Raw genomic sequence first — 24048 nt, forward strand, 5'->3', positions numbered from 1 at the left:
GAACTATAGATGCGCCCATGCAGGAAACGCGCTTCGCCTTTGGTCCCTTCGTACTTGATCCGGGTGCGGGAACGCTCCTCCGGGACGATGATCCTGTCGCGATCGGCTACCGTGGACTGAGGCTGCTTGCGGCGCTCGTCGGGCGGCCCGGCGAAATCCTGGGCAAAGCCGAACTGATGGATGCGGCCTGGCCGGAAACGGCTGTCGAGGAAGGCAATCTGACCGTCCAGATCGCGCAGCTCAGAAAGCTGCTTGGCCCCGCCGCCGATGGTGGCGAGTGGATCTCGACGATCCCGCGCGTCGGCTATCGCTTCACGGGAAGTTCGAGGACGCTCGGTGCGGCAAAGCGGCGCCTCCCCCTGCCGGACAAGCCGTCGGTCGCCGTTCTGCCCTTCGTCAACGTCAGCAACGATCCCGAGCAGGAGCCCTTCACGGATGGGCTGACCGAGGACCTGATCACCGACCTTTCGAGGATCCCCGGCCTGTTCGTCATCGCGCGGAACTCGTCCTTCGTCTACAAGGGCAAGGCGGTGGATGTGCGCGCGATCGCGGAAGACCTTGGCGTGCGTTACCTGCTGGAAGGCAGCGCCAGGCGCGCAGCGGGACGCGTGCGTATCAATGCCCAACTGGTCGACGCACTGAGCGCCGACCATCTCTGGGCGGAGCGCTTCGATCGCAGCCTGGAAGACATCTTCGCCGTTCAGGACGAGGTTACGGCCAAGATCGTGGAAGCGTTGCTCGGACAATTGCGCCCGCCGCCGCTGCCACGCAACCGGCCCGGCAACATCGAGGCCTACGATCTCTGCGTGCGCGCCCGCAGGTTGATGGATGATACGCCGCAGGCCGCCCAGGAAGCGCACCTGATGCTGACGCGTGCGGTTTCGCTCGACCCCGATTATGCCGAAGCCTACCGCTGGCTGGCGATGAACCAATGGATGGGACGGGTGCACTCCGGCGGACCGACGGAGGCCGCCCGCAGCCTTGCCCTGGAGCTCGCGCGCAAAGCCGTCACGATCGACCCAAACGATGCCGGCAGCCGCTGGATCCTGGCCTACCTGCTCGCATATGAGCGCAGCTTTACCGAGGCGGAGGCGGAATTCGCCAAGGCGATCGAACTCGACCCGAACGAGGCCGACACCTGGGCGGCGTTGTCCGACATCGACGTTCTCGCCGGGCGGGTCGAAGAGAGCCTCGCGCATATCCGCAAGGCGTTCCGGCTGAACCCGTTTCCGGCAAGCTGGTACTATCTGACGCTCGGCCAGGCGCAATATGCGGCCGGCGATTACGAGGCCGCTGTCGAGACGCTGCGCAGGGACGAGACCTATCGCACGAGCTCACGCCGGTTCCTGGCGGCAAGCCTCGCCCAGCTGTGCCGCCTCGACGAGGCGCATACGGAAGCGGACCTGTTTCTCGTCGCCAACCCGGGCTTCACGATCCGCCACTGGGCGGCGACCGAGCCGTTCCGTGACGACGCCATGCTTGCGCATTTCGTCGACGGCTTTCGCAAGGCCGGCCTTCCCGAGTGACGGGCGAACCGGCGGCCTCTTGATCGGCCAACAAAAAGCCCGGCGCGATGGCCGGGCTTTAAGAATGCCGAGAGGCGTTCGATTAGAGGCCGAGGCCTTCGAAGCGCTTCTTGAACTTGGAGACGCGACCGCCGCGGTCCATGAGCTGCTGGTTGCCGCCCGTCCAGGCCGGATGCGACTTGGGGTCGATTTCCAGGTTCATGGTGGCGCCTTCAGAACCCCAGGTCGAGCGGGTTTCGTATTCGGTGCCGTCAGTCATGACTACCTTGATGACGTGGTAATCGGGATGGATGTCTGCCTTCATAACGATCTTCCTAGAGTTCCAGGGTCCAATTGTCGCAAGGCATTGCGACTTCGAGACCGAACACGTAAATGAAGCCGCGGACCGGCTGAAGGGCCACGGCTTCCCAATTCGATGCCGTGCCTATACATCAAGGTCTGCGGGATAACAAGTGCCGCGCGGAAGACTCATGGGCAAAGCCTTTCCTCCGTGGTTGGCGAAAGGGGTCAAGTGTCCGAACGAGAAATCCAGGCGCCAGCGCGTAAATCCATCCGCCCGCTGGCCACGCTCCTACCTTATCTCGCCCGCTACCGCCATCTGGTCGTCGGCGCAGGCATTTCGCTGATCCTCGCCGCAGTCACGACGCTGGCGCTGCCGCTCGCCGTCAGGCGCATGGTCGACAACGGCTTCTCCAGTCCCGATTCCGGTTTCATCAACACCTACTTCTCGATGTTGATGATGCTCGCCATCGTGCTCGCTCTGGCAAGTGCGGCGCGCTACTACTTCGTCATCACACTCGGCGAGCGCATCGTCGCCGACCTCAGGCGCAACGTCTTCGATCGTGTCACCCGGCTTTCCGCCTCCTTCTTCGACGTCAACCAGTCCGGCGAGATCGTCTCGCGGCTGACGGCCGATACGACCCAGGTCAAGTCGGCGGTCGGCGCCACCGCCTCGGTGGCGCTGCGCAACCTGATCCTGTGTCTCGGCGCCATCGGCATGATGGTCTATACCAGCCCTAAGCTCTCGAGCCTGGTGCTGATCGCGATCCCGATCATCGTCTTCCCGCTTGTCGGCTTCGGCCGCTCCGTCCGCCGCCGATCGCGCGAGGCTCAGGACACACTCGCCAAGGCGTCCGCCTATGCCGGCGAGGCAATCGCCGCATCCCGCACCGTGCAGGCCTTCAATGGCGAGGCACTCGCCAACAACCATTTCGGATCCGCTGTAGAAGATGCCTATGGCGCTGCGCGCGCCGCCATCAAGGCGCGCTCGGTGCTCACTGCCTTCGCCATCACCATGGTTTTCGGCAGCGTCGTTGCGGTGTTGTGGTTCGGCGCGCATGATGTGCTGTCGGGCAATCTTTCCGCCGGCACCCTCAGCCAGTTCCTGCTCTACTCGGTCTTTGCCGCAGGCAGCCTCGGCTCGCTCTCCGAAGTCTGGGGCGAGCTCTCTCAGGCCGCCGGTGCCGCCGAACGGCTCAACGAACTGCTGACGGAGATCCCAGAGATCCAGGCGCCGGCAAACCCCGTCGCCATGCCCGCACCGGCCGCCGGCGCCATCGCCTTCGACGACGTTTATTTCGCCTATCCGGCGCGACCCGACTACAAGAGCCTGAACGGCCTCAGCTTTGCGATCAAGCCAGGCGAGACTGTCGCCATCGTCGGCCCTTCCGGCGCCGGCAAGAGCACGGTCTTCTCCCTGCTCCTCCGCTTCTACGATCCCGCCAAGGGTGCTGTAACCGTCGACGGGCTCGATGTCCGCACGGTCGATCCGAAGGAACTGCGCGACCGGCTGGCGATCGTGCCGCAGGATGTCACCATCTTCGCCTCCTCGGTTCATGACAACATCGCCTTCGGCGTGCCTGGCGCGACCCGTGAGGCGGTGCGCGCTGCGGCCGTCGCCGCCCAGGCAGACGAGTTCATCAACCGCCTCGACAACGGCTACGACACGCTCGTCGGCGAACGCGGCATCACGCTATCCGGCGGCCAGCGGCAACGCATCGCCATTGCCCGCGCGATCCTGAGGAACGCACCGATCCTGCTCCTCGACGAGGCCACCTCGGCGCTCGATGCCGAAAGCGAGACGCTGGTGCAGAAAGCCCTCGATGGCCTGTTGCGCGAGCGCACGACGATCATCATCGCCCACCGGCTCGCAACGGTTCTGAAGGCGGACCGCATCCTGGTTATGGATCATGGCCGGATCGTCGAGGAGGGAACGCACGTCTCCCTCATCCGCCAGGGTGGCCTCTACGCCAAGCTTGCGCGGCTGCAGTTCGACCACGGCGCCGAGGCCCTGTTCGTCGCCACGAAAAACTGAGGCGTTGCGACGACGACCCTCCCGATTTCACACCTGGCAGTTGCCGGCTGAGAAGCGAGCCCTATTGTTATGGGGCCGGCCTGCCAAAGGCCGTTCTCTGCGGTTCGCAGACATGATCGGGAGGAAATTCGCATGGCATTTTCGCAACTGACCCGGCGCGCAACGCTGATGCTGGGCCTGATGGCGCTATCGGCGCTGCCCTTTAGCACCCCGGCCCTCGCCCAGGGCTTCCCAGACCGACCGATAACACTGGTCGTTCCCTTCGCCGCCGGCGGGTCGACCGACGTGGTCGCCCGCATCGTCGCGCAGAAAATGTCTGAAGACCTCGGCGAGCAGGTGATCGTCCAGAACGTCGCCGGCGCCGGCGGCAATCTCGGCGCGGCCAATGTCGCGCGCGCCGATGCGGACGGCTACACGATCCTGATGGGAACCGTCGCCACCCACGCGCTCAACCCACTGATCCTCAAGACCAAGCCCTATGATCCGGAGAAGGACTTCGCTCCGATCTCGCTGCTGGTCATCGTGCCCAACGTGCTCGTCGTCAATCCGGAGCTTCCAGCCAAGAACGTCGAGGAACTGCTGGCGCTCTTGAAGGCCAAGCCCGACGAATACAGCTATGCCTCCTCCGGCAACGGCACGCCGCTGCACCTCTCCGGCGAGCTTTTCAAGAAAATGGCCGGCGTCAGCATGCAGCATATCCCCTACAAGGGCGCCGGTCCGGCGCTGAACGACGTCATCGGCAACCAGGTGCCGATCATGTTCGACAACCTGCCCTCGTCCTCCGGGCACATCAAGGCAGGCACGCTGAGGGCACTTGCCGTCACCACGGCGGAACGCGCGCCCTCCTTCCCCGATGTTCCGACGGTCGCTGAATCCGGCATCCCAGGCTATGAGACCTATACCTGGAACGCGCTCTTCGCCCCGGCGAACACGCCGCAGCCTGTGGTCGCCCGCCTCAACGAGGCAGCAAACAAGGCCCTGAAGGATCCCGCCGTCATCGAACGCATGAAGGAATTCAGCGCCAAGATCGTCGGCTCGACGCCGGAAGAGCTCAGTGCGCATGTGACGGCAGAACTGGCGAAGTGGACGCCGGTCGTCCGCGACGCCAACGTGCAGATGGATTGATCGTCAGCCGACTTGTCCAGACATTCGAAGCATTTGCCAAGTTTAGCTGCACGCTCGGCCGTCCCCTCTCCCCGCGTGCGGGGAGAGGGCTAGGGTGAGGGGCAGCCCAAAAGCGAGCGGCGGGAAGCGATCACACCCCAGCAGCACCCCGCCCCGCCACGCGGCCGGAAAAGATGCAACCGCCGAGGAAGGTGCCTTCGAGCGCATTGTAGCCATGCATGCCGCCGCCGCCGAAACCGGCGACTTCGCCGGCGGCATAGAGGCCCGGCACCGGCTCACCCGATTGTTCGAGCACCTGGCCCGAGAGGTTGGTCTGCAGGCCGCCCAGCGTCTTGCGGGTCAGGATATGCAGGCGAACGGCAATCAGCGGCCCGGCTTTCGGATCGAGCAGCCGGTGCGGCTTGGCAGTACGCAGCAGCCGATCGCCGCGATAGGCGCGGGCGCCGCGGATCGCGGTGACCTGCGCATCCTTGGAGAACGGGTTGGTGATCTCGCGATCGCGCGCCTCGATCTGTCGGCGTAGATGGTCGAGCGACAGCCGGTTCTCGCCCGTCAGTGCATTCATCGCCGGCACAAGGTCCTCGAGCCGGTCCCGGACGATGAAATCCTCACCCTTGTCCATGAAGGCCTGGACCGGTGCTGGCGGATTCTTGCCGAGCCGCTTCAGGAGCAGAGAGATGCTCTTGCCGGTCAGATCCGGGTTCTGTTCCGAACCGGAAAGCGCAAACTCCTTCTTGATGATCGCCCGCGTCAGGATGAACCAGCTGTAGTCGTGACCACTGTCGCGGATCGCCTGCAATGTGCCGAGCGTATCGAAGCCCGGCATCGCTGGCGCGGAAAAACGGTTGCCGTCGGCGTCGCACCAGAAGGATGATGGGCCGGGCAGGATGCGGATGCCATGATCCGGCCAGATCGGGTCGAAGTTCCTGAGCCCCTCGGTGTAGTGCCACATGCGGTCTGAGTTGATGACCGAGCCGCGCGCCCGGCTGCTGATCTCCAGCATGCGTCCGTCGACGTGATGCGGCACGCCCGAGACCATGGTTGCCGGCGGTTGGCCAAGGCGCTTGCGCGGCCAATTGCGGCGAACGAGATCATGGTTGCCGCCGATACCGCCCGAGGTGACGACGATCGCACCCGCCGATATCTCGAAATCGCCGGAGACGTCGCGTGAACTGCGCTCGCCCCGCCCGACCGGATCCTCCTTCAGCAAGGCACCGCGGGCGCCCGTCACCGTTCCATCCGTGATGATGAGCTCATCGACCCGATGGCGGAATCGGAAGCGCACCAGACCGCGGCTTTCCGCCTCCCGCGTCAGCCGCACGAACGGATCGAGTACCGCTGGCCCCGTGCCCCAGGTGACATGGAAGCGCGGCACCGAATTGCCGTGGCCATGGGCAAGGCCGCCGCCGCGCTCGGCCCAGGCGACGACCGGAAACCAGCGCATGCCGAGGGAATGCAGCCAGCGGCGCTTTTCGCCTGCGGCAAAGTCGAGATAGGCTTCCGCCCAAAGCCGCGGCCAGTGGTCCTCCGGACGGTCGAACTGCGAAGACCCCAGCCAGTCCTGCCAGGCAAGCTCACGCGTGTCACGAATGCCCATGCGCCGCTGCTCGGGGCTATCGACGAAGAACAGACCGCCCAGCGACCAGAAAGCCTGACCGCCAAGGTTTTGTTCGCCTTCCTGATCGAGAACGATGACCTTGCGGCCAAGGGCGGCCGCTTCCGAGGCGGCAACCAGGCCGGCAAGGCCCGCACCGATGACCAATACATCGCAATCCACGAAATGCCCTCCCCTGCACCCCATACAGCGCCGCCATACGAATGGCTGCAGCAACTGTTACGCGTACGTCAAGGTCAATTCAAGGGTCGGGCGTTGGCCGCGGTATGTTTCGCGGCCGCGGCCTATTTTTCGGTCAGCTTGAGTTCGATGCGGCGGTTCTGGGCCCGGGCCTCCGGGGTCTCGCCCGGCGCAATCGGCTGATACTCACCGAAGCCGGCCGCGACCAGGCGATCGGCAGGCACCCCCTTCGAGATCAGAAATTTGACCACCGAGGTGGCACGCGCCGAGGAAAGTTCCCAGTTGTCCGCATAGCGGCCTGTTCCGGAAAGCTGGACATTATCGGTATGGCCGTCGACGCGCAGCACCCAGTTGATCTCCGCCGGAATCTCCTTGGCGAGATCAAGCAGCGCCGAGGCGAGCTTGCCCATCTCCGCCTGCCCCTCGGGATTGAGTTCGCTGCCGCCGGATGGGAACAGCACTTCCGACTGGAACACGAAGCGGTCGCCGACGATGCGGATGTTTTCGCGGTCGGAGAGGATTTCCCTCAAGCGTCCGAAGAAATCGGAGCGGTAGCGGTTGAGCTCCTGCACGCGCTGGGCAAGCGCCACGTTCAGGCGGCGGCCGAGGTCGGCGATCTTCGTCTGCGACGCCTGGTCCTTCGCCTCCGATGCCTGAAGCGCGACCTCGATGGCGGCGATCTGGTTGCGCAGCGCGGCGATCTGCTGGTTCAGGAGCTCGATCTGGCTCATCGCCCGGGCGCTGATCTCACGCTCGTTCTCAAGCTCCGAGCCGAGGCGCCCGATCTTCTGGTTGGCGACATCGGTACTGCCGGCGCCCTGATCGAGCAGCGCCTGCAGCCGCGAGCGCTCGCCTTCCGACTGGGACAGGGAAGCCTGGAGATTGGCGAGCGAATCCTCGAGATCCTGCTTGCCGCTCTTTTCGAGCGCCAGGAGCTGCGTGAGCTCGTTGATCTGGCTGTTCAGCCGGGTCAGCACTTCGTCCTTGCCGCTGATTTCGCGGCTCAGCAGAAACTGCCCGAGAACGAAGACGGTGAGCAGGAACATGATCGAAAGCAGGAGCGTCGACAGCGCGTCGACGAAGCCCGGCCAATAATCGATCGTGCGCTGCGTGCGGCCTTTGCGGGCGAGCGCCATGGATTACTCTCCTCCGGTCTCGTCCAACTGTCCGAGCTTGGCCGGCAATGACGACCTCTCGCTTGTCACGGCGATCCGCTCGCCTCCGATGCGCGACGACAATTTGTCGAGCGTCCTGCGCATCGCCTTGGCCTCTTCCTGCTGGGCTTCGATCCAGTCCCGGAGCATCTGCTGCTCGCCGCGCATATTTTTCACCAGGCCCTGGATACCCTCGGCAAGGCTTGCCATGGCGGCGGTCGTGCGCTGGCTCGAACCGCCCTCCTGGTTGAGGCGGACCAGCTGATCCGTAAGTTTTTTCAACTCCTCGACCGGCGCACCCGACGGCGCATCGAGCGCAGAAGTCAGCTCGGAGCCGACATCGGTCACGGAAGAAAGCCAGTTTTCAAGCTCGGTATAGAAACGGTTCTGGGCGCGGCCGGCCTGCAGATCGAGGAAGCCGAGGATCAGCGAACCGGAAAGACCGAACAGCGATGTCGAGAACGCCGTACCCATGCCGGTCAGCGGCGCCGACAGGCCGCTCTTCAAGGCCGCCAGAATGTCTTCGGTGGTTCCCGAACCGGCATCCAGCGATTGGATGACCGTGTTGATCGAGCCGATGGTGCCCAAAAGACCCCAGAAGGTGCCGAGCAGACCGAGAAACACGAGAAGGCCGGTCAGATAGCGCGAGATGTCGCGGGATTCATCGAGGCGGGTCGCAATCGAATCCAGAATGGAGCGCAGCGCCGTCGTCGAGATCGCCGTCTGACGGGCACCGATCAGTGCCCGCATCGGCGCCAGCAGCACCGGATCGCGGCCCACCTTGTCGGCACTGCCGGCGGCGCGAAAGGAGTTGAACCAGCGCACTTCGGGACGCAAGCCCAGCACATGGGTGAATACGAGCAGGATGCCGATCAGCAGCACCCCAAGGATCAAGCCGTTGAGGCCGGGGTTGGCCAGAAAGGCGTTGTGTGCCTGCCGAAAGAGGATTGCGCCCACGAAACCGACGATGATCAGGAAGACCACCATGGTCCAGAAATAGTGCATGGGGCTCGAAAGCTTGTGCGGATTATAGCCTTCTTCCATGCCTTCCCGACCGTTCCATCCGGACAGATGCAGTTTCGTCATGGGTGTAAGTATCTCCCGGTTTTTACTTGTCGGAACGGCGCGGCGCCGGCCCGGAGACTACTGCATAATTCCCGAAACCGAAATCGATTCAAGGACGAAATTCAGCCGTTCCCAAAGTGGGGCGACGGCCGCGACGCGCGTAGATAGGCACAGGCATGTGGCACTGTCGTGTTGCCCCATTCCGGATCAAGCGGAAAAACAAAGCCTCCGGCGGGTGAGCGCCGGAGGCCGAGCATAGGAATAGGGTCGCTGATTACTTCGTCGGCACCGGGCGGTGCACGACGTCGTTCAGCGCCTTGACGATATATTCGTTGCCGCAGACGACCGAACCGTCGTCGACCGGCTTGGCGCCGCCGTTGATATCGTGCGCCCAGCCGCCGGCTTCCCGGATGAGAAGCACGCCAGCCGCGATGTCCCAGGCGGCGAGGTCGCGTTCCCAGTAACCGTCGTAGCGGCCGGCGGCCACATAGGCGAGGTCAAGCGAGGCGGCACCCATGCGGCGGATACCGGCCACTTCGCCCATCACGTGGCGCAGTTCGATCAGGTACTTGCCGTGGTTGCCGCGGCCGAGATGCGGCGTGCCGGTGGCGATCACGGCATCGGAAAGATGCTTGCGCGAGGCGACACGCAGGCGACGGTCGTTGAGGAAGGCGCCACCGCCACGCTCGGCGGTGTAGAGTTCATCGGTCGCCGGGTTGAAGATGACGGCGCCGACGATCTCGCCCTGGCGCTCGAGTGCGATCGAAACGGCGAAGTGCGGGATACCGTGCAGGAAATTGGTGGTGCCATCGAGCGGGTCGACAATCCAGCGATGCGCGCCGTCGGTGCCGACGATCTCTTCACCTTCCTCGCCAAGGAAGCCGTAGGTCGGACGGGCCTTGAGGAGTTCCTCGCGGATGAGCTTTTCGGCCTTGCGGTCGGCCTGCGAAACATAGTCGCCCGGTCCCTTGAGCGAGACCTGCAGGTTCTGGACTTCGCCGAAATCGCGGGCCAACGACTTGCCGGCCTTGAAGGCGGCCTGAACCATGACATTGAGAAGTGCTGAACGGGCCATCTGGCGATCCCTTGATAACGAAGGCCGATCGAAAACAATCGATCGGACGTTGAACCTGCTTGACGGAACGCGGCCGCATTGCCGGCCCTACTTGCAAATTCCCTTGATCGGAACCGATCCAAGGACGCAGGGCAAGCCGCAGATTGAGCTCCGTCGTCAAAAAACCGAGTGAATTCTCACTCCGCTCGCCGTCGCCGCCAACTGTCGCGGCACCACGAGCAAAACCGCGGCCTCAGAACCACAAATGGCCCGCAAGTTCAAGCGAAATAGCATTTCCGCCGAACGACCGCCAAAGATTCGACCGCGAGCGGCGCCGTTCAGCTCCGGCGATATTTGTTGGCGGCACTGAGTGCCTGCTTCTGCTGCTCTTCGTTGAGACCGAGATAGAAGTCTTCGAGCGCGTCGTCTTTCAGACCGGCGCGACGCGAAAGCACATACCATTTCGCCGCCTCGACCGGATTGGGCCGGGTGCCGATGGCGTTGACGTAGAGATGCGAAAGCCGGTTCTGTGCAACCACGTTGCCGCCCTCGGCCGCCCGCCGCATCCAGCCGAAACCCTCTTCGAGATTACGCTCGCCGGCAATGCCCTCGATCATCCAGATCGCGATGTCGAGTTGAGCGGTGTCGTACCCCGCCCGCGCCGCGCGGATCAGCCATTCGCGCGCCCGCGTCCGCTTGCTTTCCTCGATGCCATCGACATTGACCAGGATCTGCGACAGCGCATATTGCGCATCCGCGATGCCCTGTTCGGCCGACTTTTCGTAATAGGGCATCGCCAGTTTCAAACCCTTGGGTCCGGGATTGTCGGCGACGAGCGTCTGGCCGTAGTTGAATTGCGCCGAGCCATTGCCGAGATCGGCCGCCTTCTTCATCAGCTCTTCGGATTTCTTCCGGTCGCGCTTGACGTAACGGCCCTCCATCAGGATCAGCGCGTATTTGAACATCGCGGCCGGATCGCCTTTTTCCGCGGCCTGACCGTACCAGAAGGCAGCCTGCTGGGGATTGCGCACGACGCCCAGTCCCTGCTGCAGGATCTCGGCGATCAGGGTCTGCGCCGCCGGGTCGCCAAGCTGCGCGCGCGGCAGCGCCAGATCCATCGCGGTCAGGTAGTAGCCGCGCTGGAACGCGCCATAGGCATCGTCGACCTTGCCGGTAAAGGGCTTTTCCGCTGGCAGTGCCGGCAATTCGGCACCCATGCGATCGAAAACAGTGACGCCGGACGATGGGACAGAGCCGTCGGCCGGCTTCTTATTGGGTCCGACAGCGGACTTGTCGTCTTTCTGGTCGGTCGGCGTCGCGCCCTCCGGCATCGCCGCCCCGTTGAAGGGCGTGATGCGGCCGCGCTTTTCGACGCCGGCGTCCTCGCCACTCTTCTGCTCCTGCGCATGCGCAGGCATAGCCAGGGCGACGGCCATGGCAACAAGGGAAAAACCTCGACTCAATCTGGAAGGCAGACGGCTCAACATCGAAACGTCTTAATCTTCAAACCGTGGCGCTTTTTCGTCAAGAAGTGCGTTGACCGCAGCAACGACGGAAGGCGCCTGGCCGGGTTCGCCGAAGACGGCAAGACGAAGCGCCACGAACTCAGCACCGGTCTCCGCCACCGCAAGTGCCGATTGCGGGTCCGTGCCGCCCATGACGATGCAGGGAATCTCGATCATCGACGCCCACCATTCGGCCAGCGCCAGGTTCTTCGGATGCGCCTCCGGCTTGATGTCGCCATCCGTCTTGCCGAAGAACACGTAGTCCGGGCGCACTTCGCCGATTTCCAGCGCGTGGTGACGGTCGGCCGCATTGCCCCCGCCGACGATCAGCTTCGGCGTGTGCTTCTCGACCGCCTCACCCAGCACTTCCGCATTGCCGGCAACGTGCAGGCCGTCGGCCTTGGCACGTCCGGCCACGCGGGAGTCACCCTCGATGAGCGCGGCGGCGCCGGCCTCCTGGATCACCGGCACCAGACGCTCGGCGTGCTTCTGGAACTCGGAGTCATCAAGTGCGTATTGCGGCACGATCACCGAGGCGACGTCGCCGCCCTTCAGGGCATCGGCGAGCACGTTTGCGCGTTCCGCCGCATCGGGCATGTCGGGCGCGATCAGCACCAGGCGGCAACGTTCTGTTGTCATATCAAGACATCCATTTCCGGCTGCATCCGCCAGGATGGCGAAACCAGCGCTCGATTTCATTTGGGAAAACCGATAGACGGAGACTGCAAAAGGATCAACCGCCCCCCATGCTTCCTGATCTCGACTTCTATCTTATCGCCATTCCGGCAGTTCTGCTCGTTGGCCTCAGCAAGGGTGGCATGGGGGAAGCGCTTTCGCTGATGGGCGTTCCGATCCTGTCGATGGCGGTGTCACCCGTCCAGGCGGCCGCCCTCCTCCTCCCGATCCTGATCGCGATGGATCTCGTCTCGCTTTGGATGTGGCGCAAGCACGGCGATCGCACCACCCTCTTCATGCTGTTGCCCGGCGCCATTGCCGGCATCTTCATCGGCTGGGCGACCTCGGCCTACGTCTCGCGGGACCTCCTTCGCCTGATCATCGGCCTGATCACCGTGCTCTTCGTGCTGCGATACGTCTACAATGTCTGGCGCACGCGCCTTGGCATCACCATCGCGCCGAAGAAGCAGCGGGCCGGTCCCGCAGCACTCTGGGGTTCCTTTGCCGGTTATGGCAGCTTCGTCGCCCATGCCGGGGGCCCGCCTTTCCAGATCTACGCGCTGCCGCTGCAGCTCGACCCGCGCGAATACACCGGCACCATCGTGCGCTTCTTCGCGATCCTGAATGCGGTGAAGCTCATCCCCTATTTCGCGCTCGGGCAACTGGATCTGAGCAACCTGAAAATCTCGGCGACGCTATTTCCGCTCGCCATTGTCGCAACCATGTGCGGCGCCTGGATCGTTCGCCGCATGAAGCCGCAGATCTTCTACCCCTTCATGTATACCATGGCCTTCATCGCGGGCTCGAAACTGCTTTGGGACGGTATCAACAGCCTGGTCGCAGGCGGGTGAGCCGCGGACCCAAGTATTACGGAAATATTGCAAAGCAAAATTAGCATTTCGCATCGCACAAATTTCTTGCTGCTTCGCAAAATTTCGCCTAACGTCCGCGCATGACGATCGCGGACCCTTTCGATGCCATTGCGGACCCGAACCGGCGCCACCTGCTGGAGGAACTGCGGCGCGCGCCGAGAACCGTGAACGAACTGGCGGAGGGCCTGCCGATCAGCCGCCCGGCCGTATCGCAGCACCTGAAGGCCTTGCTGGATTGCAATCTGGTCTCGGTTTCGGCGAGCGGCACCCGGCGGATCTATGCGATCAACCGGCCGGGTTTCGACCGTCTCAATCTGTGGCTCGACCAGTTCTGGTCCTGAGCCCGGCGGCGCGAACGCTGCGCCCGAAAGAAACAGACCGGGCGTCAAGCCCGGTCCAAAATTCCGTATATTCCACTGTGGGGGGATTGGTTCTAAACCTTGTTGCGCCTACTCAGAGGGGAGATGGCGCCTCCCGATAGTCCTGGGAAATACCGTTGATAATCAGTGAGTCGAGGAACGAAGCCTTTCGATTTCGTCCTTGATGCGCAGCTTCCTCCGCTTGATGTCGTTGATCAGTTCGTCTTCCACCGACGGCTGATTCAATGCCGCATGGAGCTCCTGCTCCAGGACGCCATGTTTTTTCTCAAGCGTTGCAAGATGAGCCTCAACAGTCATTTGGCAGTCCCTTCCTTTTGCTTGCATCCGGCATGCGAATGCCGGATGTTCCATGGTTTGTAACCTTACTACTGTGCCATGCCATTTTTCATTTGTCGAAGGCGAAATGATGACGTCGGATAACTTCCCGTTACCGCCCAAGATGTGATAGAGCGACGCATGGAATTCCGGTTCGAGGAGGACTTCGCAACCGGGCTGATGGGGATCGCTTTGCATGCCGGACCAGGACCAGGCCGAACTCAGACTGACCGCCGCGCGGCTGAGGCAGGAACATGAAGACTACGACGCTGCCATCAACGCTATGATCGAGACCGGCTGCGACGCGCTGAGAATCCAGCGCATGAAGAAGAAGAAGCTGGCGATCAAGGACAAGATCAGCAAGATCGAAGACCAGATCATCCCCGACATCATCGCCTGAACGCGGAACAGGACAGACGTGATCGACACCACGACCCCACCCGTCGCCATCATCATGGGAAGCCAGTCGGACTGGGAGACGATGAAGAACGCCGCCGACACGCTCGACGCGCTCGACATTGCCTATGAGGCTCGCATCGTTTCCGCCCATCGCACGCCCGATCGGCTGGTCAATTTCGCCAAGGGCGCTCGCGACGAGGGCTTCAAGGTGATCATCGCCGGCGCCGGCGGCGCTGCCCATCTGCCGGGCATGTGCGCCTCAATGACGCCGCTGCCGGTCTTCGGCGTGCCGGTGCAGTCGAAGGCGCTTTCCGGCCAGGACAGCCTGCTCTCGATCGTGCAGATGCCCGCCGGCATCCCCGTCGGGACGCTGGCGATCGGCCGCGCCGGCGCCGTCAATGCCGCGTTGCTTGCTGCAGCCGTGCTCGCGCTCAGCGACGACGATCTCGCCGACAGGCTCGACGACTGGCGCGAACAGCAGACGATTTCGGTCGCCGAATACCCGGTGGACCAGGCATGACCACCATCGGCATTATCGGCGGCGGCCAGCTCGGCCGCATGCTGGCGATGGCAGCTGCCCGATTGAACTTCCGCACCGTGATCCTCGAGCCGCAGGTCGACTGTCCGGCGGCACAGGTGGCGAATGAGCAGATCATTGCTGCCTATGACGACGAAGCCGCGCTCAGCCAGCTCGCGACCGTGAGCGACATCATCACCTACGAATTCGAGAATGTGCCGGTCGCGGCCGCCGAACGGCTCGCCGCGAAACGACCTGTCTTCCCGCCGCCGAAGGCGCTGGAAGTCGCGCAGGACCGCCTCGTCGAAAAACGCTTCATCAATGACTGCGGCATTGCGACGGCGCGTTTTCACGCCGTCGACAGCCAGGCCGATCTCGAAGCAGCACTCGCCGATTTCGGCGGATCGGGCGTGCTCAAGACCCGTCGCCTTGGCTATGACGGCAAGGGACAGCGCGTGTTCCGCTCCGCAGCCGACAGTCCTGCCGGCGCCTTCGCGGAGCTGGGCGGCGTGCCCCTGATCCTGGAGAGCTTCGTACCCTTCGAACGGGAGATCTCGATCATCGCCGCCCGCTCCACCGATGGCACGGTCGCCTGCTTCGATCCGGCCGAGAACGTGCATCGCAACGGCATCCTCCACACCTCGACGGTACCGGCAGCAGTCGGCGACGGCACGGCGGACGCGGCCCGCAAGGCCGCCAAGGCGATCCTCGATGCACTTGGTTATGTCGGCGTCATCGGCGTCGAATTCTTCGTACTTGCCGACGGCAGCCTGATCGCCAACGAGATGGCGCCGCGCGTGCACAACTCCGGCCATTGGACGGAGGCGGCCTGCGTCGTCTCGCAGTTCGAGCAGCATATTCGTGCCGTCTCGGGATTGCCGCTCGGCAATCCCCGCCGCCATTCCGACTGCGTCATGCAGAACCTGATCGGCGACGACCTCAACGATGTCCCGGCATGGCTTGCCAAGGACGATGTTCTGGTGCACCTCTATGGCAAGACCGAAGCGCGCGCCGGCCGCAAAATGGGCCACGTCACACGGCTCGTCCGCGGCTGAAGACCGCAGAAATGCGGGGCAAGACGCCAAAATGGGGCGTCTTGTGGTTGACACCTTAGGGGGGACACGGTATGTGCCATCCCACCTTAAAGGAGCGCGCTGAACGGCGCGCTTTTGATTGTTAGAAGATACCGGGCGAATTTTCGTTCCCCGAAACCTGCGGATCAGGAAAATGAAGATCAAGAATTCGCTCAAGTCGCTGAAGACCCGTCACCGCGAAAACCGTCTGGTTCGTCGCAAGGGCCGCATCTACATCATCAACAAGTCGAACCCGCGCTTCAAGGCTCGTCAGGGCTGATCTAAGCCGGGTGGCAGACATCGCTTCGGCGATGTCCCAAAATTGATTATGAAGTTGATCCATGGCGGGCTAACATGCTCGCCATGCGAGTTTTTGTACCCCTGATTCTGGCGTGTTCCGCCCTGCTCGCCACCTCCATCGGAGCTGGCAGTTTCTCCTTCGCGGCGGAAGCATCGACCCAAACGGAATCGGCCAGCCTCACCACACCCAAGCAACGACTGGACGGCCTGTTCGCGGACCTCAAGAAGGAACGCGATGCCGACAAGGCGCGTGAACTCGCCAACCAGATCCGTGTGGAATGGCAGGATTCCGGCAGCGCCACCGTCAATCTCCTGATGCAGTGGGCCGACAAGGCCATCACCGACAACAAGCAGGCGGCGGCGCTCGACATCCTCGATCAGGTGATCACGCTTGCGCCCAACTATGTCGAAGGCTGGAACCGTCGCGCGACCCTGCATTACACGATGGGCAACTATCGGAAATCGATGTCGGACATCAACCGCGTGCTGACGATCGAGCCTCGTCATTTCGGCGCGCTTGCCGGCATGGCAGCGATCCTCGGCGCCTCCGGCAAGGACGAGCTCGCCATGCGGGCATGGGAGCAGTTCCTGGACATCTATCCCGCCGATCGCAAGGCGCAGGAGCAGCTGGGCGAGCTCGCCGAGAAGCTCGCCGGCAGCAAGACCTGACTGAACGCGACACACTCGACCCTAGCCTTCAATGCCCCTCTGCACCAATGAAAGCACTCTTCTCGAAGTAGCGACAGCCGCTCGGCGTTTCATTGAGCCGATCTGGCTGGAATGGCACCGGGCTTGGGGTGGCGATCTCCCCGCGATCGCTTCACAATGGACCTGCGGCCGCTCGAGCCTGTTCCTGGCACGTGTCTTGATTGCCCAAGGCCTCGATGCCCATTGAGCCTCCGGAGCGCCGCGGAGTGCGCCTTCCGGGCCTGACATCGGCCCCTACGGCTTCTTCTGCGGGGAACGCTGGCAAAGCCATGCCTGGGTCGAATGCGGCGATTACATCGTCGACATCACCGCCGATCAGTTCGGCGCCCCTCCGGTGCTCGTTGTCGACAGCATGGACACCCGCTACAACAAGGGCGACCGGGATACCGCGCTGCCTGAGTTCGTGCTTGCCCGCCAGCGCGCCGTTGACGCCATCTGGCCACGATGGCAGTCGATGGGCTCCCCTGCCCTGAAGCCTCGCCAACGCAGACGCCTTGACGGGCCTACGGACGCCGGAAGACAGATTGAGACAATGGTACCAGCCACATTCCTGCTCATTGGACTAGCGCTCGTCGGCATTGCCTACAGCCTCTGGCACGCGCGAGCCTTCACCCGGCGGTTTCCGAATGCCGGCGAACTGATCGACATCGGCGGTTATCGCATGAACAGCGTGCACCTGCCGGCAGGCGAGCAGGCCGATCTCCTGCCCGTCATCTTCATCCATGGCGCCAGTGGCAATCTGCTCGATCAGTTGCATGCCTTCGCCCCAGCCCTTGATGGCCGCGCCGAGATGCTGTTCGTCGATCGTCCGGGTCACGGCTACTCCGAGCGGGGCGGAGCGGAAAACGACCTTCCGGACGGCCAGGCGACGGCGATCGCAAAGCTGATGGAAAAGCGCGGCATCCGTCGCGCGGTCATCGTCGGCCATTCCTTCGGCGGCGCCATCGCTGCGAGCTTCGCCCTGCATCACCCGGAAAAGACGGCCGGCCTCATCCTGCTGGCGCCCGCGACGCACCCCTGGCCAGGCGGCATCGAATGGTACTATCGCCTCACGGCGCTCCCCCTCGTCGGCTGGCTCTTCGCCCATACGCTGGTGACGCCCCTGGGGCAGCGCCGCATCGAAGGCGGCACACACTCGATTTTTTCACCCAATCCGCGGCCCGACGACTACATCGACAAGACCGGCCCGCATCTGGTGCTGCGTCCGGCGACCTTCCGCAACAATGCGCGCGACATAGCCAATCTCCATGCCTATCTGACCGCGACGGCACCCCGCTACCGCGAGATCACGGCACAGACCGTGATCATCACCGGCGATAGCGACGGCATCGTGCTGGCCGACATCCATTCCCGCGGGCTGGCGCGCGATATCCCCGGCGCGGAACTGCTGTGGATCGGCAATCTCGGCCACAAGCCCGACTATGTGGTCACGGACGTGGTCGTGGCTGCGCTCGAAAAGATGGCGGGCCAGCCGACGGATCTCGAGCAAATAAAAAGGCGGGCCGAAGCCCGCCTGATCATGTCGTCCGAAGCCATCGGCCAAGTCTGACCCGCTTCGCACTTTGCCAAGGCTGCATCAGATGCCGCTCATGCCGTCCGAACCGATATAGGCGATGCGCAGCATGTTGGTGGCGCCAGGCGTACCCAAGGGCACGCCGGCAGAGATGATGACGCGTTCGCCGGGCTTGCCGAAGCCTTCGGCCGCAACGATGCGGCAGGCACGGTTGACCATATCGTCGAGGTCCGTCGCGTCCTCGGTGACGACGCAATGCAGGCCCCAGACGACCGAGAGACGGCGTGCCGTCTGGACGATCGGCGAGAGAGCGATGATCGGAACCTGTGGCCGTTCGCGGGCGGCGCGAAGACCGGTGGTGCCGGACGAGGTGTAGCAGACGATCGCGGCAAGACGGAGCGTCTCGGCGATCTGGTGGGCAGCGAGCGAAATCGCGTCGGCACCGGTTGCCTCCGGCGGCGTGCGCTGCGCGTAGATGATGCTGGAATAGTGCGGGTCGCGCTCGACGTTGCTGGCGATCGACGCCATGGTCGACACGGCCTCCACCGGATACTCGCCCGAGGCCGATTCTGCCGACAGCATGACGGCATCGGCGCCTTCGAAGACGGCCGTCGCAACGTCGGAAACTTCGGCGCGCGTCGGAACGGGTGCGGAGATCATCGATTCCAGCATCTGCGTGGCAACAACCACCGGCTTGCCAGCGCGGCGACATGCGCGCGTCAGCTGCTTCTGCAGGCCCGGCACCGATTCCAGCGGCATTTCGACGCCGAGGTCGCCGCGCGCGACCATCAGCGCGTCCGAAAGCTCGATGATCTCATCAATGCGGTCGAGTGCCTGCGGCTTCTCGATCTTCGACATCAGGCCGACGCGGCCGCGGGCGATCTTGCGGACTTCGGCCAGGTCTTCCGGCCGCTGCACGAAGGAGAGCGCCACCCAGTCGATCTCGCCGGTGGCGAGAACGGCGTCGAGGTCAGCCCGGTCCTTGTCGGTCAGAACACCGACCGCGAGCAGCGTGTCCGGCAGGCTGACGCCCTTGCGGTCCGAAATCTTCGTTCCCGCGACGACCGTGGCCACGATGCTCTTGCCGTCGGTCTTCTCAGCGCGCAGATGCAGCTTGCCGTCGTCGATCAACAGGCGATGGCCGGGCTTGACCGCTTCGAGGATTTCCGGGTGCGGCAGGTAGACGCGTGTGTTGTCGCCGGGCACGTCCTTGTTGTCGAGCGTGAAGGTCTGACCGACCTTGAGATCCACCTTGCCTTCTGCGAACTTGCCGACGCGCAGCTTCGGGCCCTGAAGATCGGCGAGAATGCCGATCGGCCGACCACAGTGGCTTTCCACCGTGCGGATGCGTTGAACCAGCGTGCGCATCACGTCGTGGCTCGCATGGCTCATGTTGATACGGAACAGATCAGCCCCGGCCTCGTGCAGCTTCTGGATCATCTGCTCATCGGAAGACGCCGGTCCGAGCGTGGCGAGGATTTTGACTTTTCTGTTCCGCTTCATCAATTCTGGCTTTCCTGCGTGCCGGGCGTTTCGGAGAGCTGAACCATCCAGCTCCCTTGCCGCCCCGTGTCGTATTCCTTGAATCCCATGCGCTGGAAGCCGCGGGCGAAGCAGTCCTGAACGCCCGCGATCTTGAACTCGTTCTCGGCGACGCACATGTTGACGTCACCGGTCCAGCGGCCGCCGCGGGCCGCATCTTCCGCGTAGAGATAATAGTATCGTGACTCAAGCTCGCCCTCGATCAGGGTCGCGCAGGTGGTGGCCGGAACCTGCCACCAGCCCTCCGTTACCCAGCCTTCCTTGGCCCGGTAACCGATCGCCACGCCGACGAGATTTTGTGTGCCGTTGCAGACGCGAAAATCGGCGCGCGCTTCATCGGCAAAGAGAAATGAGCTTGAGGTTGCCAGGAAAAACAGGAGGATGCCTCCCAGTGTCGTCAGCCCCGGCTTCGCTTTGGAAAAAGGATTTCTGGACACGGTTTCCGATGGAACTCCGTTTTGATTTGCGTGGCACTTTCTTGCGACGGCCAGCCCCGAAAGTCAACGTAACTCTAATCGATTACAATCGGCAAATTGCGTTCAAATTGCGCTAAACAGTTGCGCGTTTCTTGCGATTGACGCGCGTGCGTGCGATCAGCGAGGACGAGGCTAGACAAGAGACTGGACCGGCATGCAACACTATTCTCCCTATGAGATTATCGAAGCCAAGCCTGCAACCGGGCTCGTTTTGCTTGCCGACCACGCGATGAACCGGTTGCCGCCGGAATACGGCAGTCTCGGCCTGCCCGCCTCGGCATTCGAGCGGCATATCGCCTATGACATCGGTGTCGAGGCGTTGGTGCGGCGGCTCTCGCGAATACTCGATGCGCCGGCCGTGCTCGGTTGCTTCTCCCGCCTGCTGATCGATCCCAATCGCGGCGAGGACGACCCGACGCTGGTCATGAAGATCTCCGACGGCGCGATCGTGCCCGGCAACCACCCGATCAGCGCAGAGGAATGGGAGAACCGGCTGAACCGGTTCCACCGCCCCTATCATCGCGCCGTTTCCGAGACGATCGGCCGAAGCGCCGAGGCGCATGGCGCGGCACCGCTGGTCATTTCGATCCACTCCTACACACCGGCCTGGAAGGGTGTGGCCCGCCCCTGGCACGCCGCCGTGCTTTGGGACAACGATCCGCGTGCCGTCCTGCCGCTGATCGAGAAGCTCGAGGCGTCGGGCGATATCGTCGTCGGCAACAACGAACCCTATGACGGTGCGCTGCGCGGGGATACCATGTTCCGGCACTGCATGATGCCGGGTATTCCCCACGCCCTGATCGAGGTGCGCCAGGACCTGATCGCCGACGAGACGGGCGTTGCTGGCTGGGCCGAGCGGCTGGCGCCAATCCTTGCGGGTCTCAACGCCATGACCGAATTGCATCGCTACGAGCGCCACGCCTCCCGCACCGGCGCCTATTAGAGCTTGGGTCCGGAAGTACGCAGTAACCGAAGAGGATCAACGTCCATGACCGAACTGACCCCGGAGCAGCAGACGGCATTCGAGGCAGCCGCCTTTCGCCGTCTCGTCACCCATCTGCGCGAACGCGCCGATGTCCAGAACATCGACCTGATGAACCTCGCCGGCTTCTGCCGCAATTGTCTTTCCAACTGGTACCGAGAAGCCGCCGAAGAGGCAGGCGTTGCTCTCGCCAAGGAGGAATCGCGCGAGATCATCTACGGCATGCCCTATGAGGAATGGCGCGAGCTCCATCAAAGGGAAGCGACCGCCGAGCAGAAGGCAGCCTTCGAGATCAACAGGCCGAAGGAATAAGGGCGTTTCGGCGGCGCTTGCCACGGAATTGACCGCGTTGTTGCGCATTGACCCTTGACCTTGGCGGCCGTTTTCGGCACGTCACGGCACCCACGAAATTCAATTCCCCGTATCAAGGAGAAGACCATGTCGGATGCTCACGGCGTCGCACGCGATCAGCTTCGCGCTTTCATCGAGCGGATCGAACGCCTGGAAGAAGAAAAGAAGACCATCGCGGACGACATCAAGGACGTCTACGGCGAAGCCAAGTCCATGGGCTTCGACACCAAGATCCTGCGCAAGGTCATCTCGATCCGCAAGCAGGACCACGACGAGCGCATGGAACAGGAAGCGATCCTCGACACCTACCTCCAGGCGCTCGGCATGGTGCCGGCAGCCGCCGAAGAATAAGCAGGCTTGCAGGGCCGCCGACAGGCGGCCTCGTCCGGACAGCGATAGGGAGCAGGCTGCCCCCGACCCGACCAGAGACGACAGCACCCGAAAGCACGATACAGAATCAAAAAGCCCGCCGGTTCGGCGGGCTTTTTCGTGTCTGCTGTTCGGCCGAAGCTCAGTTCGTGCTGAACTTCTTCACTTCCATGAAGTTGACCGCATTGCCGCTGAAGCGGGCCGTGTCCACCGTGCCAGCGCCGTTCGAGAAGCCGGCGGCATAGACCGTGGTCGGTGCGGTGCGGAGCGACTTGCTGACGAAGCGCGGCGCCTTGACCGGCTTGGAAAGCGTCGCCACACGACCCGTCGTCAGCGCCCATTCGGAAATGATCTTCTGGGTCAGCTTCGGTTCGGTGCGGACCGACGAGCGGGTCGCTGCGTCGGCGTCGTTCTTCTTCGGTCGGCCGCCCTTTGCCGGCGCTTCGGCCTGCGTATCGAAGGCATCGTCGAAGACAGCCGCACGGGCGTTCGTGTTCGATTGTGGCGCATAGGCCGCCATTTCGATCGGCTGTTGCGATACCGGCTCGCGCTGGGCCGGCGTCGGAGCAGCAAGCGCCACACGGGTCGCAGCCTCGGCGGCAACGTCACGCGGCGGCTCTGTGGACGCAACCACCGGGCGCTCCGCGAAGGATGGAACCACGACCTGCGCATCGGCAACGGCGGCAAGGGCCGCGTCACCCGCAGGTCGCATCGCCGGAACCGGAACGAAACCAAGCGCCTGCACATCCGCGGAAGGATCGGCCGAAGCGACAAGCGTATTCATGTCGCGACGGTCAAGCATCTGCGGCACCGGCACCTTCATCGAGCCGAGATCGGCGAATTCGCTCGGCATTTCCGTGGTCTGCGGCAGGGCAGCAGCAAGCGCATCCTGGGCCGCGTTCTTCTGCGGCGCCACCAGCGCAACAGCTACGCCGCCATCGGCCGGCGCATCCTTGAAGGCAGGACGAACGGCCGGAACCGGTGCATTGATGTTCTGTTCGGCTGTTGCAGTGGCAGCAGCTGTCGGTTCGGCAGCAACCGAGCCGGCGACACCTGGCAGCGCTTCTTGGGCTGCGGGAGCGGAAGCTGTCTGTACCTTGGCGGGCGCAGCGCCGCCTTCATCGTCAGCGCCCGGACCGGCCGCAATCGCCGAGGGTTCTTCATCCTCGTCGCCGCCACCGCCAAAGAGCATGGCGAACAGGTTGCCGCGACGCTTGCCGCTTGCGCTATCGCCAGGACCGGTTGCGCCGCCACCGGCGACTTCGATCGCCGAGGCACCGACGCGACGTTTGTAGTCGGCGACCGCCTGGTCATAGCCCGGAAGCGGCTTGCCGTCGGACGGCAGATGCATGGTCTTGCCATCAGGGAAGAGGCGTGCGAGTTCGGCGCGGCTCATGCGCGGCCAGGCGCGAACGCCGCCAACATCCATGTGAACGAAAGGCGAGCCGGAGGTCGGGTAATAGCCGACACCACCCACCTGGAACTTCACGCCGATTTCGCGCAGCGTCTTCAGCTTCACGTCGGGAAGGTAGAAGTCCATCGCCTTGCCGAGCATGTGCTGGCTCTTCTTGGCGACGCCCTTCGAGCGCGAACGCAGCATGCCGTTGGTTGCCGGCGAACGATAGGCCGAGACGACGTGGATATAATCGCGCGAACCGCTCTTCTGGTAGACTTCCCAGACGAGGTCGAGCAGGCGCGGGTCCATCTTGGTCGGTTCGTTGCGACGCCAGTCGCGAAGGAATCGGTTGATCTCCTGCAGGCCCTTGGTGTCGTAACGGCCATTGCGCTTGAAGGTGATCTGCGCCTTTTCCTGGGTATGAATGAAATAGAGTTTCAGTGTCCGGGTCTGGCCCGCGGCCTCTACGGGAGGCGCGAAACCTGGAGTCACGAGGGAAGCCGCAATAGCAACGGATGTAAGAACCTGCGGCACCTTACGGGTAAAGGCCGCGCAGACTCTCGCTAAGGAGCCGAGCGGCTTCTTAAAACCGAACAAATTTGGCATTCAATCCCCGTCCGACGGACAACCGTGCTTCGCTGT

Annotated in this window: 25 protein-coding genes; 14 read left to right on the forward strand and 11 right to left on the reverse strand. The window is 63.4% G+C overall.

Going from position 1 to position 24048, the window contains the following annotated elements; all coding sequences use genetic code 11:
* The first annotated feature begins 17 nt into the window (after positions 1–17).
* Complete coding sequence (locus tag ACN9MO_RS14800) at positions 18–1526, forward strand: winged helix-turn-helix domain-containing tetratricopeptide repeat protein (RefSeq protein ID WP_112997184.1); 1509 nt, start codon at positions 18–20, stop codon at positions 1524–1526.
* 82 nt (positions 1527–1608) lie between these two features.
* Here the strand turns inward: ACN9MO_RS14800 and rpmE are convergent, their stop codons facing one another.
* Positions 1609–1830: a 50S ribosomal protein L31 gene (rpmE, locus tag ACN9MO_RS14805; RefSeq protein ID WP_034806140.1), complete on the reverse strand. Its 222-nt coding sequence runs from the start codon at positions 1828–1830 to the stop codon at positions 1609–1611.
* 207 nt (positions 1831–2037) lie between these two features.
* On the opposite strand from rpmE, the gene ACN9MO_RS14810 reads away from it, so the two are divergent.
* Positions 2038–3840, forward strand: coding sequence for an ABC transporter transmembrane domain-containing protein (locus ACN9MO_RS14810; protein ID WP_093233898.1), 1803 nt, complete (start codon positions 2038–2040; stop codon positions 3838–3840).
* Positions 3841–3972: 132 nt separating this feature from the next.
* Positions 3973–4965: a Bug family tripartite tricarboxylate transporter substrate binding protein gene (locus ACN9MO_RS14815; protein ID WP_093233897.1), complete on the forward strand. Its 993-nt coding sequence runs from the start codon at positions 3973–3975 to the stop codon at positions 4963–4965.
* 130 nt (positions 4966–5095) lie between these two features.
* Here the strand turns inward: ACN9MO_RS14815 and ACN9MO_RS14820 are convergent, their stop codons facing one another.
* The 6 genes from ACN9MO_RS14820 to ACN9MO_RS14845 all read right to left on the reverse strand — a co-directional run bounded on the left by ACN9MO_RS14820 (position 5096) and on the right by ACN9MO_RS14845 (position 12177).
* Positions 5096–6742: an FAD-binding dehydrogenase gene (locus tag ACN9MO_RS14820; protein ID WP_112996732.1), complete on the reverse strand. Its 1647-nt coding sequence runs from the start codon at positions 6740–6742 to the stop codon at positions 5096–5098.
* 122 nt (positions 6743–6864) lie between these two features.
* A complete protein-coding gene (locus ACN9MO_RS14825) occupies positions 6865–7896 on the reverse strand; it encodes a peptidoglycan -binding protein (RefSeq protein ID WP_058321021.1) in 1032 nt (343 codons plus the stop codon).
* A gap of 3 nt (positions 7897–7899) precedes the next feature.
* Positions 7900–9000: a hypothetical protein gene (locus ACN9MO_RS14830; RefSeq protein ID WP_057254657.1), complete on the reverse strand. Its 1101-nt coding sequence runs from the start codon at positions 8998–9000 to the stop codon at positions 7900–7902.
* Positions 9001–9253: 253 nt separating this feature from the next.
* A complete protein-coding gene (locus ACN9MO_RS14835) occupies positions 9254–10054 on the reverse strand; it encodes an inositol monophosphatase family protein (RefSeq protein ID WP_057254656.1) in 801 nt (266 codons plus the stop codon).
* A gap of 317 nt (positions 10055–10371) precedes the next feature.
* Positions 10372–11451, reverse strand: a complete 1080-nt coding sequence (locus tag ACN9MO_RS14840) for a tetratricopeptide repeat protein (protein ID WP_245296007.1) — start codon at positions 11449–11451, stop codon at positions 10372–10374.
* 78 nt (positions 11452–11529) lie between these two features.
* Positions 11530–12177: a thiamine phosphate synthase gene (locus tag ACN9MO_RS14845; RefSeq protein WP_057254654.1), complete on the reverse strand. Its 648-nt coding sequence runs from the start codon at positions 12175–12177 to the stop codon at positions 11530–11532.
* A gap of 107 nt (positions 12178–12284) precedes the next feature.
* Between ACN9MO_RS14845 and ACN9MO_RS14850 the strand changes: the two genes are divergently transcribed.
* Positions 12285–13064, forward strand: coding sequence for a sulfite exporter TauE/SafE family protein (locus ACN9MO_RS14850; RefSeq protein ID WP_057254653.1), 780 nt, complete (start codon positions 12285–12287; stop codon positions 13062–13064).
* A 101-nt stretch (positions 13065–13165) separates the two neighbouring features.
* Positions 13166–13426: an ArsR/SmtB family transcription factor gene (locus ACN9MO_RS14855; RefSeq protein ID WP_057254652.1), complete on the forward strand. Its 261-nt coding sequence runs from the start codon at positions 13166–13168 to the stop codon at positions 13424–13426.
* Between the two features lie 162 nt (positions 13427–13588).
* Here ACN9MO_RS14855 and ACN9MO_RS14860 read toward each other — a convergent pair whose 3' ends face one another.
* Positions 13589–13762, reverse strand: a complete 174-nt coding sequence (locus ACN9MO_RS14860; RefSeq protein WP_082616141.1) for a YdcH family protein — start codon at positions 13760–13762, stop codon at positions 13589–13591.
* Positions 13763–13976: 214 nt separating this feature from the next.
* Here ACN9MO_RS14860 and ACN9MO_RS14865 point away from each other — a divergent pair, with 214 nt between their 5' ends.
* From ACN9MO_RS14865 to ACN9MO_RS14890, 6 genes are all read left to right on the forward strand, one after another.
* Positions 13977–14180 carry a YdcH family protein gene (locus ACN9MO_RS14865; RefSeq protein ID WP_057254651.1) on the forward strand — a complete coding sequence of 68 codons (204 nt, stop codon included), beginning with the start codon at positions 13977–13979 and terminating at the stop codon, positions 14178–14180.
* A gap of 54 nt (positions 14181–14234) precedes the next feature.
* Complete coding sequence (gene purE, locus ACN9MO_RS14870) at positions 14235–14699, forward strand: 5-(carboxyamino)imidazole ribonucleotide mutase (RefSeq protein ID WP_057254831.1); 465 nt, start codon at positions 14235–14237, stop codon at positions 14697–14699.
* Positions 14696–15751: a 5-(carboxyamino)imidazole ribonucleotide synthase gene (locus ACN9MO_RS14875; RefSeq protein ID WP_057254650.1), complete on the forward strand. Its 1056-nt coding sequence runs from the start codon at positions 14696–14698 to the stop codon at positions 15749–15751. The genes purE and ACN9MO_RS14875 overlap by 4 nt, the downstream gene beginning before the upstream one ends.
* Positions 15752–15923: 172 nt before the next feature.
* Complete coding sequence (gene ykgO, locus ACN9MO_RS14880; protein WP_034806120.1) at positions 15924–16049, forward strand: type B 50S ribosomal protein L36; 126 nt, start codon at positions 15924–15926, stop codon at positions 16047–16049.
* Between the two features lie 74 nt (positions 16050–16123).
* Positions 16124–16738 carry a hypothetical protein gene (locus tag ACN9MO_RS14885; RefSeq protein ID WP_057254649.1) on the forward strand — a complete coding sequence of 205 codons (615 nt, stop codon included), beginning with the start codon at positions 16124–16126 and terminating at the stop codon, positions 16736–16738.
* A 571-nt stretch (positions 16739–17309) separates the two neighbouring features.
* A complete protein-coding gene (locus ACN9MO_RS14890; protein ID WP_082616139.1) occupies positions 17310–18326 on the forward strand; it encodes an alpha/beta fold hydrolase in 1017 nt (338 codons plus the stop codon).
* Between the two features lie 27 nt (positions 18327–18353).
* Here ACN9MO_RS14890 and pyk read toward each other — a convergent pair whose 3' ends face one another.
* Positions 18354–19793 (reverse strand): pyruvate kinase, encoded by a 1440-nt coding sequence (gene pyk, locus ACN9MO_RS14895; RefSeq protein ID WP_057254648.1) that lies wholly within the window; start codon positions 19791–19793, stop codon positions 18354–18356.
* Complete coding sequence (locus ACN9MO_RS14900) at positions 19793–20269, reverse strand: DUF1036 domain-containing protein (RefSeq protein WP_057254647.1); 477 nt, start codon at positions 20267–20269, stop codon at positions 19793–19795. Before ACN9MO_RS14900 ends, pyk begins: the two co-directional genes overlap by 1 nt.
* A 193-nt stretch (positions 20270–20462) precedes the next feature.
* On the opposite strand from ACN9MO_RS14900, the gene ACN9MO_RS14905 reads away from it, so the two are divergent.
* The 3 genes from ACN9MO_RS14905 (at position 20463) to ACN9MO_RS14915 (ending at position 21992) form a co-directional block, all read left to right on the forward strand.
* Positions 20463–21251 (forward strand): N-formylglutamate amidohydrolase, encoded by a 789-nt coding sequence (locus tag ACN9MO_RS14905; RefSeq protein ID WP_057254646.1) that lies wholly within the window; start codon positions 20463–20465, stop codon positions 21249–21251.
* Positions 21252–21296: 45 nt separating this feature from the next.
* Positions 21297–21602, forward strand: a complete 306-nt coding sequence (locus ACN9MO_RS14910) for a DUF1244 domain-containing protein (protein WP_057254645.1) — start codon at positions 21297–21299, stop codon at positions 21600–21602.
* 126 nt (positions 21603–21728) lie between these two features.
* Positions 21729–21992, forward strand: coding sequence for a DUF2312 domain-containing protein (locus ACN9MO_RS14915; RefSeq protein ID WP_057254644.1), 264 nt, complete (start codon positions 21729–21731; stop codon positions 21990–21992).
* Positions 21993–22152: 160 nt separating this feature from the next.
* On the opposite strand, the gene ACN9MO_RS14920 is transcribed toward ACN9MO_RS14915, so the two are convergent.
* Positions 22153–24012 carry a DUF882 domain-containing protein gene (locus ACN9MO_RS14920; protein WP_110879133.1) on the reverse strand — a complete coding sequence of 620 codons (1860 nt, stop codon included), beginning with the start codon at positions 24010–24012 and terminating at the stop codon, positions 22153–22155.
* Positions 24013–24048 lie beyond the last annotated feature (36 nt).

Source organism: Ensifer sp. R-19, from assembly GCF_049905105.1.
Taxonomy (GTDB): Bacteria; Pseudomonadota; Alphaproteobacteria; order Rhizobiales; family Rhizobiaceae; genus Ensifer.